This window comes from Aliivibrio sp. SR45-2 (assembly GCF_963890165.1).
In the GTDB taxonomy this organism is placed as follows: domain Bacteria; phylum Pseudomonadota; class Gammaproteobacteria; order Enterobacterales; family Vibrionaceae; genus Aliivibrio; species Aliivibrio salmonicida.
Window position 1 is genome coordinate 1 of the sequence record NZ_CAWPRC010000191.1, and the last position, 15,669, is coordinate 15,669.

The 15,669-nt window shown below is 36.1% G+C and carries 10 protein-coding genes and 1 pseudogene; 3 read left to right on the forward strand and 8 right to left on the reverse strand.

The genetic code is table 11. The annotated features are described in order from the left end of the window. Positions 1–743: pseudogene (locus tag AACV33_RS18165) on the reverse strand (cadherin repeat domain-containing protein); the annotation flags it as partial. 534 nt (positions 744–1,277) lie between these two features. Here AACV33_RS18165 and AACV33_RS18170 point away from each other — a divergent pair. Then, entirely contained in the window at positions 1,278–2,600 is a 1,323-nt protein-coding gene (locus AACV33_RS18170) for a TolC family outer membrane protein (protein ID WP_182700511.1), read from the forward strand. A 2-nt stretch (positions 2,601–2,602) separates the two neighbouring features. Continuing rightward, positions 2,603–3,208, forward strand: a complete 606-nt coding sequence (locus AACV33_RS18175) for an OmpA family protein (protein WP_012551463.1) — start codon at positions 2,603–2,605, stop codon at positions 3,206–3,208. Positions 3,209–3,274: 66 nt separating this feature from the next. Here AACV33_RS18175 and AACV33_RS18180 read toward each other — a convergent pair whose 3' ends face one another. From AACV33_RS18180 to AACV33_RS18200, 5 genes are all read right to left on the reverse strand, one after another. Then, positions 3,275–5,389 carry a type I secretion system permease/ATPase gene (locus AACV33_RS18180; protein ID WP_023602773.1) on the reverse strand — a complete coding sequence of 705 codons (2,115 nt, stop codon included), beginning with the start codon at positions 5,387–5,389 and terminating at the stop codon, positions 3,275–3,277. A 1-nt stretch (position 5,390) separates the two neighbouring features. Continuing rightward, positions 5,391–7,316: a bifunctional diguanylate cyclase/phosphodiesterase gene (locus AACV33_RS18185; protein ID WP_182700512.1), complete on the reverse strand. Its 1,926-nt coding sequence runs from the start codon at positions 7,314–7,316 to the stop codon at positions 5,391–5,393. Between the two features lie 4 nt (positions 7,317–7,320). After that, positions 7,321–7,986 carry a transglutaminase-like cysteine peptidase gene (locus AACV33_RS18190; RefSeq protein WP_017021044.1) on the reverse strand — a complete coding sequence of 222 codons (666 nt, stop codon included), beginning with the start codon at positions 7,984–7,986 and terminating at the stop codon, positions 7,321–7,323. 27 nt (positions 7,987–8,013) lie between these two features. Next, complete coding sequence (locus AACV33_RS18195) at positions 8,014–9,405, reverse strand: HlyD family type I secretion periplasmic adaptor subunit (RefSeq protein ID WP_017021043.1); 1,392 nt, start codon at positions 9,403–9,405, stop codon at positions 8,014–8,016. Positions 9,406–9,617: 212 nt separating this feature from the next. After that, positions 9,618–11,723 carry a GNAT family N-acetyltransferase gene (locus AACV33_RS18200; protein ID WP_255458628.1) on the reverse strand — a complete coding sequence of 702 codons (2,106 nt, stop codon included), beginning with the start codon at positions 11,721–11,723 and terminating at the stop codon, positions 9,618–9,620. Positions 11,724–11,873: 150 nt separating this feature from the next. On the opposite strand from AACV33_RS18200, the gene AACV33_RS18205 reads away from it, so the two are divergent. Then, a complete protein-coding gene (locus tag AACV33_RS18205) occupies positions 11,874–12,446 on the forward strand; it encodes a nucleoside triphosphate pyrophosphohydrolase family protein (RefSeq protein WP_017021041.1) in 573 nt (190 codons plus the stop codon). Positions 12,447–12,531: 85 nt separating this feature from the next. Here AACV33_RS18205 and AACV33_RS18210 read toward each other — a convergent pair whose 3' ends face one another. Further along, positions 12,532–13,506: a ParB/RepB/Spo0J family partition protein gene (locus AACV33_RS18210; RefSeq protein ID WP_017021040.1), complete on the reverse strand. Its 975-nt coding sequence runs from the start codon at positions 13,504–13,506 to the stop codon at positions 12,532–12,534. A 3-nt stretch (positions 13,507–13,509) separates the two neighbouring features. Beyond that, positions 13,510–14,733 carry a ParA family protein gene (locus tag AACV33_RS18215; protein WP_012552305.1) on the reverse strand — a complete coding sequence of 408 codons (1,224 nt, stop codon included), beginning with the start codon at positions 14,731–14,733 and terminating at the stop codon, positions 13,510–13,512. Between the last annotated feature and the right edge of the window lie 936 nt (positions 14,734–15,669).

Here is a 15,669-nt window from a genome sequence, read left to right on the forward strand (position 1 = left end):
GTGATGTTAAACGCGCCCGTACTGGTTGAGCCATCGGTAGAGGTCGCAATAATATCAATCGAATGAGACGGCGCCGTATCATGATCTAAATTGCCAATCACTGTCACCACACCCGTGGTGGCATCGATAGCAAATAAACCAGCCGCAATGTCCGCCGGAGATAAACTGTAGCTCACCGCATCCCCATCCGGATCCGTCGCCAAACCGGTGAGGTTAACCACATCCCCTATTGCCGCGTTTTCTGAAATTGTATTATCTGCAAGGTTTGAATCAACAACAAAACCAACTTTCTGGTTAATTATATTCCCAGTATTTATTGGATTCTCAAAACTTCCGGTCTCTTTGTAGAACTTATATTGATCTAACAATGTTAAACTTTGGGTTTTAGATAAACCTAAAGCTTCTAAAGATGCCGTATCAAAATCGGTTTTAGCAATCGTACTTTTTCCTACCCGTTCAATTTCAGTAGAAGCAGTTAAGCTTGAACCACTTTCTTCACCGGCAGCAGGAGACTCAGAAACTAAACTAGGGTCTTTACCATCAACAATAGCATCCAAGATATCTTTAATTTCATTATTATTATCTTTTGGTAAATCATCACGATTGACCGATACCTCGCCAGAATCCTTTTCAAGAACGACGTCACCAGGTAAAACGGCTTCACCAGAAGTCATTAACTTCAAGTTACCATTTTTATCAATCACGATAATTTGTTTTTCATTTGTTGATGTTTTAATCGCCATAACGTTATTTCCCAAATCCATTTATTCACAACACATACAATTAACCAATAAATACGCTGCACCTATATACATAATTTAGCATACAGTTAACATTGTGACCACATTCATAAAGCGCGCTAAATAAACAAAAAAGGCGAATGTAATTTGTCTAAATAATATTATTTTCCTATTGTTTTAAGTGAGTCACAAAACGTGAGGTTAATTCCAATTAGTAATTTAAAAAAATAGTCCTAAAAAATATTCGCCACTATATTCTCGAATTCAAGACTTATTTTTACTATGTTTTTATTGTCATTTTCAAAACGACATCAAGTTATTCGTTTTTTGTTTGTGAGAGACTATTTATCGATGGATTTTCAATAGGTTAATTTTTGCTTTTTTATAAGAGATAACGTAGCATTTCAGTCATATATAAAAAACGAAATAGACACATACCATTTACCTATGGGTATCACTATTAAGTTAACTAGAATTTATTAAAAATATCGTGTTCATTAAAGTTGTTCAAAAGATACGATAATTAGGAGAAACACTTTGAAATGGATCAAACTTGCGACGTGCAGTAGCTTGCTAGTTTTGAGCGTATCAACTCAGGCTCAAACCTTAGAGCAAGCAATATCACAAACTCTAACGACAAATCCTGAGGTTAAGAAAGCATATAACGCTTATATGAGTTACGTTGAAGACAGCAATAGTGTTTCTGGTAATTACTTACCTTCTATTGACTTAGATGCAGGGATTGGACTTGAAAACATTAATCCTGCACCTAATAATGGTGATGACACAAGCTTAACGAGAAAAGATGCAACATTGTCTTTAACTCAACTAATTTGGGATGGTTCAAGTACGATTAATGATATGGATCGTACCCAAGCTGAAGCCGAATCGGCTCGGTTACAACTCATCTCTCTTGGTGAAAATAAAGCATTAGATGTATCCCAAGTCTACCTAGATGCGGTTAAAGCAACCGAAATCCTCGCTCTTTCTGAAAGCAACTTAGCAATTCATAAAAAAATATATAAAGACATAAAGAAAAGAGCAGAGTCAGGAATAGGTTCAACAGCCGATGTATCTCAAGTAGAAGCCCGTATAGCACGTGCCCACGGTAATTTACTTGCAGCACAAAATAATTTATTTGATACGCATACCGTCTTTACTCAAATAGTCGGCTCTCCACCTCAAGCACTCATATACCCTAGAGCTGATGCAAATACGCTGCCTTTAAGCCTACAAGAAGGCGTAGAGCGAGCTTACCAACACCATCCAGTCATCCTTATTGCACAGTCCGATATTCAAGCTGCAAAATATCAATACGCACAATCTAAAGGCACCAATTACCCGACGCTCTCTTTTGAAGCAGCTCAAACTTGGCGTGATGATGCTGGTGGTATAGAAGGAAGCAGTGACGAATTTTCAGCAATGGTTCGCATGCGTTACAACTTATATAACGGCGGAAGTGATAATGCACAATCAGAAAAAAGTGCTTATCAATTAAATATGGCAAAAGATCTGCGAGATAGTGCTTATCGAAACGTTGAAGAAGGATTTCGTCTATCATGGAGTGCGCTAGATTTAACATTACAACAGAAAGAATTCTTAGCCGATCATGTTGATGCAGCCTCCGATACAGTTATTGCTTATGAAAAACAATATCGTATTGGGAAGCGAACTCTTTTGGATCTATTAAACACAGAAAACGAATTATTTGAAGCCAGAAAATCTTACCTAGATGCCCATTACGCTGAACAGTTTGCAAAATTTAGAGTATTGCATGCAACAGGTACATTGATTCCATCATTACTTATTGATACCCCTAAAGAATGGAATTCACAAAAATCTAAAGAAGAGGAGAAATAAGAATGAAAAAATTAATTTACCCAACCCTTATTACGAGTCTTTTTTTGACGGCATGTGTCTCTGGCGACAAAGATTATATTGAAACACCCGCTCCCTCTCAGATCGCAGACCTACGAGATAATGATAACGATGGCGTTATTAACGCTCGAGATATCTGCCCAGGAACACCAAGAGGCGCTCAAATTGATAATGATGGTTGTGCCGAATACGTAGAGCAATCAGATAAAAAAGATTTAAAGATTCTTTTTGCTAACAATTCATCAGAAATATCACCTATTTTCAAAAGTGAAATAAGAACAATGGCTGAATTTCTGGCTGAGTATCCAGAAACATCAATTCAACTTCAAGGCTTTGCAAGTCAACAAGGTAATGCAGAATACAACATTCGCTTATCTGAACTTAGAGCATCTGCAGTACGTGTTGCTTTGATTAATTATGGTGTTAATCCAGACAAAATTGAAACGATAGGTTTTGGTGATACCTTATTAACAGCCAAAGGGGATTCAGCAGTTAGTCACGCTTTAAATCGTCGAGTGGTTGCAACGGTTGTTGGTTTCAAAGGTGATGTAGTAGACGAATGGAATATATTTACACGTAAAAAGAAATAACAATTTCACAATGAATAAAAAATGGGCGATAAACGCCCATTTTTTTATAGCGACAAGAAAATAAAACTAACTCACGGCTCTGACTTTGCCCGTCTTTAATTCATTTAATACCGTTGCTTTTGGTCCATCAGCAATGATATGCCCTTTTTCCATAACAATGACCCTATCAACCACATCAAGCATTGATGTTTTATGCGTAATTAAAATTAAGGTCTCTGACGGTTTCAAATGAGATAATTGATTCTTAAACAATAACTCAGAACGATTATCCATGCTGCTTGTTGGCTCATCTAAAAGCAATACAGGAGGTCTACCAATTAATGCTCTCGCTATCGCAACAGATTGACGCTGACCACCAGAAAGTAATAAGCCCCCTTCCCCAACTTGTCTCTCTAATCCAGCAGGGTCTTGCTGTGTAAAGGCGGTTACCCCTGCACGGTTTGCCGCTTCCATCACTTCACTGTCATCAGATAACTCTCGGCCAAGCATAATATTTTCTCGGATAGAACCATAAAATAAAGTAATGTCTTGCGGTACACAGCCTATATTGCGTCGTACGTCGACATGATGCAATTGGGAGATATCGGTATCATCAACTCGTACAGAGCCCTCAGTGGCTTGATAGAGCCCCATAATGAGACGTTCTAATGTTGTTTTACCTGAACCAATCCGGCCAATGATCGCTACTTTTTCACCAGGGTTAATCGTCAAGCTAATATCACGAACGGCAGACATTTGAGCTTCAGGGTAGTTAAATGTCACTTTATCTAATTCAATTTTACCTTGAAGAATCGGTCGATGAATATAACGCTTACCTTCTTCTTGCTCATCAGGCATTGCCATTAATTGCTCAATGATAGTCATCGAAGACTTAGCTTGGTTATAACGTGTAGATAGCAAAGATATCTGCACCAAAGGACCAATCGCCTTACCACTTAACATGGTAGAAGCAATCAATGCCCCCATGGTTAAATCACCATTAGCTATTAAATAAACACCAACAATAATCATTCCAATGTTCACCGCTTGCTGAACAAACCCCGCCATATTTTGAATAGAATCTGTAATACGACGGCTTTTAATGCTCCAATTAGAAATGTGCGTTACCGCTTCTTCCCAGCGATATTGAAATTGGCTTTGAGCATTAAATAATTTTAACGTCTCTAATCCAACCAAACTTTCAATAAGATTTGCGTACTTCTGAGAAGACAATCGAGAACCTTCTTCAATCGTTTTCTTTAGAGGGCCTTGAATGATGGCCGCATGAATTAACAATAATACAATGCCGACAATAGGGACTAAAACAATCGGTCCTGCAATCAGATATATAATAAATAAGAACAATAGAGCAAAAGGTAAATCAATTAATGACGCTATCGTTGCTGATGTAAAAAACTCTCGAATAGATTCAAACTCTTGCAAATGTCGAGCAAATGCACCAACAGAAGGTGGCTTCGCCTCCATTCTAATTCCAAGAACTTTTTGAAATAATTTCGATGAAATTAACACATCTGATTTTTTACCTGCAACATCAATGAAATAACCACGTAAGTATTTCAGTACGAAATCAAAAATAAAGACAATAAAAATACCAGAAGCCAAAACCCATAGAGATTCAAAAGCAAGGTTAGGAACTACTTTATCGTACACCAGCCGAGTAAACATCGGTGTTGCTATCGCAAAAATATTAATCAATATAGAAGCAAGAAACACATCTCGATAAATATGTTTCGATTCAAATAAGGTGCTCCAAAACCAATGCCCTTCTCGCTTCTTTAAAATTTCAGGGGAGCGATCATCATAACGAAATTTCTTTTTTAATAAAAAATACCGTCCGGTATATTGAGATTCTAAATCTTCAACAGAAATTGAAATCGGAAGCATATCTGAACTTGAAACTATGATTTCAGCTTCTTTCTTATCAGCATCAAACCCAATTAATACACAAGATTCACCCTCTTTTAATAATAAAACCACAGGTAATATCAATGAGGGGATATGACGTAATTCAGTTCGATTTTCTTTTGCTATTAACCCTGCCTTTTCAGCTGCACGAGAAAATAACATCGGTGTTAATTTGCCATCTTGTAATGGAAGGCCATTAATCAAAGCCTCTGGAGAATTCAACTGGCCGTAGTAACTACTTACATAACAAAGTGAATGCAATAAGGAATCTTTCATACTACTCGTCCTTCACTTTTTCATTAACAAAAAAACCTTGGAAAACATCAATATGATGCTCAGATAACAACTCTAATTGCTCTTTATTTTCAACACGAGAGGCAATCGTTGTAATACCCAGACTTTGTGCCGTTCTTGATATTGACGTTAAAATATAGCGTTGCTTTTCGTCATCCAATTGGTGTGTAAATAAATAATCTAATTTCACGTACTTAGGTCTAAATACTTTGATGTATTCTAAAGATTCAAAATTACGACCATAGTTATCAACACCAAACTCCGCACCAGATTCTCGGATAACATTACACAATAAAGCCGTATGATCCTCACTCTCAATAAAAGCACTTTCTTGGATCTCAAAGTGCAACAAAGGCATTGCCTCTTTATTTTTTTTCAAAATAGCGGTCAACCAACGTACAAAACTTGGATTTGCTACACTTCCATTCGCCAAATTAATCGCCACTGGTTGTGTTATCTCATTGGTTTTAATTCTCTCGAGCATTGTGCTTATAACAAATTGATCAAATGAGGTTGTTTCATTTAATTGCTCTAAAGCAAACAAATATTGATTGGCAGAATAACGTTGCCCCTCTTTCTCAATAGCTGAAAACACTTCTTGATGGAATACAGTACCAATACGAGCGGTTGCTAGTTGAAGTGTAAAATTAAACAGTTGCTCACTAATCGCCTCATCAACAAATTGCTTCCATTGTTGTTTACCCATTAACTGATGTTGACTTTCATCAGCAATAAACCCAAACAATAATTCAGGGGTAGCATGCGCTTGAGTTAATGCGTTATCGACTAAAGAAAGGATCTCTGTTGTTGTTTTTCTATTTTCATTAAAGACAACACCAAGCTCAGCATCAACAGGCGCTGTCGCCGTCGGATCGCCCTTAATATCTTGCGTATAAGCAATAATATTTTCAGCTGCAAGCTTTAATTCAACTTCTTCTATGTTAGGGAAAATGAAACCAAACTCAGAGGAATTTAAACGAGTTAATGTGACATTAGAACTAGGGAGTGTCGCTTTTAATAAATTAGCTAACTGATGAACGAGAGCATCTCCAGCTTCATAACCGTCTTGTTCGTACACCCTATTGATAAAGTTAACTTTTAATATTGCAATACCGCCTTTCGAAGACTCAGATAACCACGTATTAAGTTGGCCCATAAAAAATGAGCGGTTCCCCAATCCTGAAATTGGATCAAGATATACTTGGTCCCTTAGTTTTTCAGCCTCTTGCACTTGAGCTTTAAAACTCAATGAAATTTGCGAAGACATTGAATTAATACCAGAAATCACTGCTTCTAAATCTTTCGTTTTTGGTTTTGCTAATTTAGTATCAAAATTATTCTCTGAGACTTCTTTCATTTTTATAACAATAGATTGCAGCGGAGACAGGGCTCTTTTCACTACCATTGAAATAACAACAATCCCTAAGCCTATTACGATGAAAAAGATCATTCCCAATTGCGTTAAAGAATTCCAAAGCTGTTGATAGGCATACCCTGGATGAGTAACGATCTCAACTTCAGCCAATTGAATCCAGCCGCTCGTAATAACTCGATTTTCTGAAATCGTTCTAAATAAATTTAAATCCGTAAACCATTTAGGAACATTTTCGATTTTAATTGGATAGACCCTAACAATTTCTTCATTTGTACTTAATAACGTTAATCTCACAGCAGAATAATAACTGCCATCAAATAAAGCATTAATCACAGATTCTGCTGCGACTTTATCCTCATTTTCTAAATAAGGAGCAAGAGCAAGGCCCATCGAATTGATCGTGTTATTTACTTCTGAGCGCTGTTGGTTCTCTAAGAAGGTTTGAGTGGTGCGAAATTCAATCGCAAAGACAGATATCAGTAACAATAAAAAGACGGCTGTCATCCATGATACGAGCTGTTTATATAATGTCATTTACTTACTCATCATAATTTATAATTGGGTGGTTTAACCTCAGGCCTTTGTTTCTTTGTCGTAAGTCATTCCATAAACTTAATCGAGATGACCTCCCTGCCTGTTGTCCATTTCCTTTGCCTTTCATCAACCACAAATGTTGACCATTAAAACTGTATATAGGCAATAAATCGGTTCTTTGCGTTGCTGGTTTAATTTCTTTATCTAAATTGTCTAAAATTAATGGAATTGCTGATGGTGTTGGGTAATAAGCTAAAACCATGTGAAACTGATCAAGCTCTAACGCTTTCAAATAAATAAGTCTGAGTTTTTTATCTGGTACGCCAAGTTCTAATAAAGAAAAATATTTGGCTATTGTAAAATCTTCACAATCCCCAGCATTACTACCAAGAAACTCTAAAGGAGTAGCCCAATAATCTTTCTTTCCCCATAATTTAATATCATCAACAAAATAGAGCTGATTAAAAAACCGATTCACTTGTTCTAACTTTTCGTTCTCCGATTGATTATCAATGTCTTCAATCAAATTTCGCCAAGCAGAAACACGCTTACCTGCTCTTTCTCCATATTCACCTTTAACCGCTTTTATCCAAGCAAGATCTTGCTTTGTAAATGCAATAGAGCCAATAGAGAATAAAATTAAAGGAACAACTAACCATTTAGCTTTCATTCTATCTAACGCTCCTTTTCCACATTTTTACTCTCTTAAAGCAGAACTTTTCGCTTGTACGATAGGTTTTAATAAATAATCCAAAATGCTGCGTTTTCCGGTAATTATATCTACCGACGCGGTCATACCTGGAATAATAAGAAATTGTTTCTCTATCGCAAGTTCATCTTGTGATGTTCTTATTCTTACAAGATAAAAGCTATTTCCCTCTTCATCTTGAATCGTATCAGCACTGATAAATTCGAGAACGCCTTTTAATCCACCATAACGGGTAAAATCATACGCACTAAATTTAACAATGGCAGAAAGCCCCGGTCTTAAAAAGGCAATGTCTTGCGGAGCAATTTTTGCTTCAATCAACAACGTATCTTCAGTCGGAACAATCTCAATTAAATCCATTCCAGGTTGAATAACGCCGCCAACTGTATTTATATAGATTTTTTTAATTGTGCCTGTCACCGGTGATAAAACGACAGTTCGATTTACTTTATCTTCTAAACCAACTTGGGACTCAGTAAGTGCCGATAATTTATCTTGAATCGTGTTTAGCTTTTCTTGTTGTTCAGAGCGAAACTTCAACGCAGCATCAATACGATTAAGGATTGTTTCTTGTGCTTCAGAAATTAACACTGGGATTTTTAATTCCGTAGATGTCAGTTCTCTTTTCGTATCATTCAATTGACGTTGAAGTTTCAACAATTCAATACGAGGAACAACCCCCTCATCAGCTAACGGTTTTGTTATCGCTAATTCTTTTCTTGCATATCCATAGCCTTTTTGTAAGTTTTTCACTCGAGATTTTAATTCAAGTAAATCTTGTTGTTTTTGTGCTACTTGCTGATCGAATACATAAATACGGTTTTTAAGGTTATTCATGTCGGCACGATATTCAGCCATTTGTCTTTGAGCAACGATTGGATTTTCTTTTTTAAACTCATCATCAAACACTAATTTATCATTCGAAATAATAACGGATTCTTTCCAACGTTTTTTATTGTTGATGTCTTGAATAAGAATACTGTCCATTGACGCAGATAGTTGCTGAGCACTCGCCGTTAAATTTATGAGTTGCTTTTTACGCTCTCTAAAATCAGAACGAAATCGAGTGTCATCAATTAATAATAATTGTTGGCCTTTCGTAACTTGGTCACCTTCCTTTACGAGCATGTCTTTTACTAAGCCGCCCTCAAGGTTTTGTACTATCTGTAATTGAGAAGATGGAATTACTTTTCCTTGCCCTACCGTTACTTTATCAATCTCAGCCCATGAAGCCCATGCTATAGAGATACAAAAGAAAACAGCAATTATCCATAAAAGAATTTTTGCATTTGTTGGGGTATTAAGAAGTAATGCCGCTGTTTTATCATCGACAAATTCAAGCTCATCTTTTTTAAGACGATTCAATCCTTTTTCATTCATTTAAAAATCCCTTGACCACTCAGTGAATGAATAACATTTCCATTACATCAAGAATATATCATATTCACTATTTGACACGATATAAATGAAGAGAATTTTAGAGGTTAGTTAATGCTTTTCTAAGAAGAGAGAGTAGACAACAGATTTACAGTGTAAATTGATACTGCTTGTTCGATTTACACTGTAAATTTAAAAGAGAGGAAGACTGAAGGTTAAGATGATTTACACTGTAAATTGATAAGGAGCAATTGAATAGATTCGCGTAATACTAATTCCGCTTCGCGCCTTCCTGAGAGCCCTGTAATTTTAATCACCTCACTCCACTCATTCAGCTGCAAAAGCTTTGTAATAACTAATTGCTGCTGTATTAAAGAGAGTGAATCTAATAACGATATATTCGATAAAACAAACATTCGCAATTCATACCCAATCACTTCAACACCTAACCCACCTTTTGTGTACACACTAACTCTTTTCAACATAATTGGTGTTAGTCGATTGGAAGTGATACAAGAAGATAAAAGCCCTTTTGATTCATTCATTCCTAAATGAGAGAAGACTGACATTAACTGTTCAGGAAACGATGTATGGAAATACTCAACAGCAATTTGATTCCATTCAAGTGATTTTAACGATAACGGTTTAATCGCCAATAATGAATGGGTACCACTTGCTTTGTCTTTTGTTATTCCTAAACGTACAAAGCCAAACCCTAACTGAGACCAGAATAGGTTCAATTCAAAAGTAGAACCAAAGCTTGTCCCTAAATAATCCATTCCCTCGTCAGCATAATATTCAGAAAGAGTGTGAATAAATTCAGAACCAATCCCTCTACCTTGATAATCCACAGCAATAGCAATTCTCATAATACGGGCACAATGTTGTATTGCAGGTTCATCAATACACAATATTTGTGTTAAAGAGACCGGCACTAAATGACCTTTTGGACGACGAGTTCCGCACTGTATAGCAGAAATAAGATCGTTATCTAGATTCCCTTCAATAGATATTAATGTACAAGCGATAAGTGCCTTTGTCTTTTTATCGATACCAACCCAACACTCTAACGATGTATCTGTAAGTAAAGAAATCCAATCGTTAGGCGATGTTTGATAATGAGCAGAGACTAATAAAGAAAAAAGAGATTGGGATAGTGAAGCACTACTTAATAATTCATCGGTATTAACACGACGAAAATAAATATCGCGAGAAGAAATAGAGAAAGACTCAGGCTCAATATCTACTGACGTGGCGTGATTTAATAAAAAAACATGACTCAACCACAATTCTAATGGATCATTATCATTCCAACGAATTGGTTTTATCATTTCAAGAGTTCGATAATTTGGTCTTATTTTGGCTAGACTCTGTTTAAATTTAATTTCAAAACCACGCCCTGTTCCTTCATAACCATTGATTGTTGTTGAAAATATTATACGAGAGTATTTTTCAGATAATGAAAGTAACATTGGTGCAGGGATAGCAGCAGCTTCATCAACACAAACGACATCAACTAAATACTCGCCTCGTACTAATTCATCCGGTGCAATATAGAGTATTGAACTGCCATTAATGATAAGTGTATTTTTGTTATGTTCTACACGCATTCCCAGTTGAATAGAAACTCTAGCGGCATGAGAAAATATTTCATCAACACTGGCTCTTTGTGGTGCCGTAATTGCGATCGTTAATTTACGAGATAACACTAATTCTGCAATCGCAATACCAATCGCTGATGATTTCCCTCTTCCTCTGTCTGCGGTAATAATTAAAGGACGCTTTGCATGTCCAGTAACGACTTTCTTAATTGCTGAAACCGCAACTTCTTGATCATTTGATGCATACACTTCTGATGTGAATACGGTAGAACCATTTTCAGGACGTTCATACTGAGGAATCGATAATTCTTCAGATAAACATATCATTTCTTTTTTAAAGCCAGAGATCCACTGTATTAATGTGGACGGTAACGGTGAGTTCTTATCTTTAACAAAAAACACAAGCCCTCCTCCAACCAAGGTTCCACATATTGCATTGATCGCATTTGCATTAAATTCATCTGAAATATTAATGATCAAACACTGAGATTCTTGACCTAGTTTTTTTAATGCTTTTTTAATAGCAAAAGAAGGAATATCTAAGATTGATATATCGCCATAAATTTCAGTTAGCAGCGATGACGTATTATCTTGGGATAAAAAAGAAGAAAGTAAATCGCCATACCATGCTTTAGAACCTTCTAATAAAATAGGGTAACGGATATTACAAACGGAAGCGTCAGACAATACAGAATTAAGAAAGGACAACTGAGAATTCATTAGGAAGAAACCAGAAAGCAAAATGATTAGATACCTAAATTGTAGCATGAGAATAATTATTTCTAGCACACCTCAATAGAAAGTATGACGATAGGAATATGAGCGAGTATAATCAGCCTACATAAATAAATTCATCCTTTAGGAATTATCATGCATTTAAGTCAATTAACTCAACCTATCTACCATAAGCTTTATCAAGATATTCACCAATTTCGACATACTTTTGACTTAGCCGTAGAAGCACCTGAATCTTTAGATGAAAAGAATGATGCATTACACACTTCATTAGCTATTGAAGAATTAACAGAATTAGCGGTTGCTGACACCAAAATAGAACAAGCAGATGCGATTATCGATACCGTCTATGTATTGATGGGGCGCGCTGTTCATTTAGGAACTAAGAACCTAGAAGACAACTTAAGCATTTCGTATTTAGTCGATTTATTATTAAACGTCGCTAAAAATTTAGATATAGATTTTTTACCATGCTGGGATGAAGTGCATTCAAGCAACATGAGTAAAGTATGCAAAACAGAAGCTGAATACCAAGAAACAAAAGTATTCTATGCAAAGCAAGGGATCGAATTGATGTCGACAGAGAAAGGCGGTTTTATTATTGCTAAATGTGCGCAAAATGTAGAGCTTGATAATAAAGTAATTAAGCAAGGTAAGGTATTAAAATCCGTTAACTACCGCCCTGCAGATCTTGCTCCTTTAGTATAAATAATCATATCGGCATAAAAAAGCGGTACTTATTATAAAAATAAGTACCGCTTTTTATTTATCTAATATAAATCTAGATATTGAATTAAGACACTTTTTGACTAATATACGCCAAAATATCTTCCATCAATGCATCATCAACTTTCTTTAAACTCACCGTTAACGCTGAACCTTTACGTTTATAAGACGCTCGACCTTTCACTAATTCGGTACTTAGTGGTTTTGTTGGTTCTGCTTTTGGTAGTAAATCTTCAATCCAAACTTCAATAAGTTCTGTCACTTCTTTAGTCATACGACTAACACCAAGCGCTGTAGAACGCATCCAAAGAGCCCCTTGCTCTCCAGCACACTGATGAAGCAACACAGTTTGCTCCTCTTCAGACAACGTATTATAGAGCTTATGAAGCTTAACTACCGTAGGACGGCCAATCTCACTCACACTTGGGTAAGCCTGAAGTAATTCTAAAGGTAGCGTCGCGGCTTTTAGGGCCCCACTCACTAAAGCTTCACTACACTGACATACTTTTGCTAATTCTTTTTGATCAGCAACATCACCTCGAGCCAACATTGCATGCATTTCTTTACCACGTTCATATAAAGAAAGCGGCTTATGTGCGTTAGCAACATCAGAAAGAAACTTAGCGTGTTTCGTATTAATGCCTTCAGCAACATAAATTAAGAAATCTTGCTCAGCTAAAATACACGACATACGACGGCGACTACCATCGAGAACTTCAATTTTTCCGCCTTCAACAATACGACCAACCGCAGGGTATTGCTGACCACGGTCACGTAACGTTGAAAGAATATCAGATAAGGCATGCTCAGTTAAAAAAGACTGTTCACGTGCATTTTCAGCAAAAACAACGGTAGCGTTACTTACGTCTTTTGCCGGAATTTTACGTAATTCAAACGTCACCATATCTTCACCAGCAACCGCTAGTTCAATAACTTGAGCTTGAGATTTTGCTGCTTTTTGAGCTTCAACAGGGGTTGTCGCTCTACGCTTATTTGTTTTTCCAAACAATTTTGCGTTTAAGTCTGACGTTTTAATTGCCATCGGTTAGTACTCCCCTTTATTTAACGAATTCCAGTGACTATGTAAAACACGTTCAAATTCTAAAGCGCATTTCTTCACTGCATCTTGAGCGACTGCCAATGTTTTTTTACCACCTTCAAAATCAGCCGCCGTTAAATCAAAAACAGTACTGTAGGTATCGGCACAAATTTCAAATGCACGACTTCTTGGGATCGTAGCCATCATTACTTGATCGCCTAATAAATAATTCATCTCAGTTAAGACTGACACTTGTTTTTTATTATCATCTTCAAACATCGTAGGCATTAAACGAACAAACTCTAAACCATGCCAATCTTCCGGGAACATTTCATAAACCGTTGGTAAATGTTGGAAAAAGTTCACTGTTGATGCCCAGTCTAAACGTTTAGCGGCACATGGAATTAGTAATGAATTAGACGCATACATGGCATTCCACACTAGTGGATCAACGTGTGGACCGGTATCAATCATAATCACATCAAATTGATCAGCGATTGGATCTATCACTTTTTCTTTCAATAGCTTAACAATATCTAATGACCCATTCGTTGACAAATCTTGCCATGCTTCTGCGTTAAACATAGCATCTTCAGGGAAAGCAGAAATAGTTTTCAAATTCGGATATTGCGTGTTCAACAACACATTTTTAGCCATAAATTGACCATCAATAACTTCATTTTCTGGCACATTATCAAGCATGATATCAACAGCAGAATAGATAGTATCTTGCTCTGAAACACTGATTTGAGGGTTTAAAAATAAACGAAGAGACCCTTGTGGATCTAAATCGATTAAGCAAATACGGTAACGTTTTTCTAAATTTAACGCCAGGCAAGCAGCAAGGTGTACAGCACTCATTGATTTACCTGTACCCCCCTTTTGGTTCTGAACATTTACAACCCAAGGCTTATTATTTACATTTTTTTTCTGCTCATGGAAAGAAAGCATACCAGCAGCTTCCATTAACATGTGTGCTTCCGTTAATGAAATAGAGTAATGATTAGCGTTGTTTTTTGTAAATTGATGACCTTCCGACTCTAAACGAGTAATCGCTTCATCTAACTTTCTTCTAGTTAAACCAGAACGAGTTTCCATCATTGCTTTAGACATTGGAGGAAAATGCTCATCATTTCTTTCTTCAAGAACTAATTCAATACGATCAGATTGCACTTGCTGGGTTTGTTCAGCCAATGCTGCCAAATTGGCAATGGTTTTTTCTCTATTCATAATATTCGCCAGTAAAGTTAACTACTAAGAATTGTACAGCATAAAGTATATTTATCAATAAATTGCTGAACAAAGATTGAATAGTGTGATATTAGTTAAAAACAGATAATATCTAGTAAAGCTGTAAAATAGAGAGAATAACAACGTAATTTAAAGTGGATAATTACAGGGAAAGAACACAATACCGAAAGTGTTACAGCGTCACTTAACTGTAAATTTACACTGTAAATTTACGGAAGCGTGATAATAGTCACTCAAATTACGGAAGGTGTACTTTTGATTTTATTTTTTGATAAAAAATTATTTTTAATCGAAATTTAAATTAAAATAAATTAATACCCAGTAAAAAATCAAAGATAACCAGATTGGTATTCTAAGAAGAAATACGAAACATGATCAAGGGTTAATACTTATAATAAAAGTCGAGTAAACGGTGTAAATTGAACAACAGATTAAGGAAGCATGATCAAGAAAAACAAATCATCGGAAGCATGATAAGCAAAGGATAAAATACGGAGAGTGTAGATACAACAAGGCTTGAGCGAAGATCGTAGATATTCATTTACGGTTGATCAAACAATTAACGCACTTGATCATTGTTCAAGGATCGTTGAATGGTTTCAAAACCTCAATTTACTCTCCATAAAGAGACGAGATCAACGCAATTTTTCAAAAAACAGACTATTTAATATTCAACAATAGAAAAATAAAAATAATCAGTCCCCAATGTAAGGGCAAACCTCCCCGTTCTGTGGATAACTTGTGTATTAACCATGATCATTCTTCTATACAAGCAATGATCATACTTTCATAATGCTTATGATCATGTTTTCATTCTATTAATGATCATAGATCCGATGCAGTAATGATCATGCTTTCTAAAAAACCTTGATCATGCTTTCCAAAATCAAAAAAAATAACACATTAATTTCAGTA

Excerpts from the sequence above, each read along its gene's own strand:
- AACV33_RS18175 (WP_012551463.1), top strand. The coding sequence starts at position 2,603 with ATGAAAAAATTAATTTACCCAACCCTTATTACGAGTCTTTTTTTGACG.
- AACV33_RS18180 (WP_023602773.1), bottom strand. The coding sequence starts at position 5,389 with ATGAAAGATTCCTTATTGCATTCACTTTGTTATGTAAGTAGTTACTAC.
- AACV33_RS18185 (WP_182700512.1), bottom strand. The coding sequence starts at position 7,316 with ATGACATTATATAAACAGCTCGTATCATGGATGACAGCCGTCTTTTTA.
- AACV33_RS18190 (WP_017021044.1), bottom strand. The coding sequence starts at position 7,986 with ATGAAAGCTAAATGGTTAGTTGTTCCTTTAATTTTATTCTCTATTGGC.
- AACV33_RS18195 (WP_017021043.1), bottom strand. The coding sequence starts at position 9,405 with ATGAATGAAAAAGGATTGAATCGTCTTAAAAAAGATGAGCTTGAATTT.
- AACV33_RS18200 (WP_255458628.1), bottom strand. The coding sequence starts at position 11,723 with ATGAATTCTCAGTTGTCCTTTCTTAATTCTGTATTGTCTGACGCTTCC.
- AACV33_RS18205 (WP_017021041.1), top strand. The coding sequence starts at position 11,874 with ATGCATTTAAGTCAATTAACTCAACCTATCTACCATAAGCTTTATCAA.
- AACV33_RS18210 (WP_017021040.1), bottom strand. The coding sequence starts at position 13,506 with ATGGCAATTAAAACGTCAGACTTAAACGCAAAATTGTTTGGAAAAACA.
- AACV33_RS18215 (WP_012552305.1), bottom strand. The coding sequence starts at position 14,733 with ATGAATAGAGAAAAAACCATTGCCAATTTGGCAGCATTGGCTGAACAA.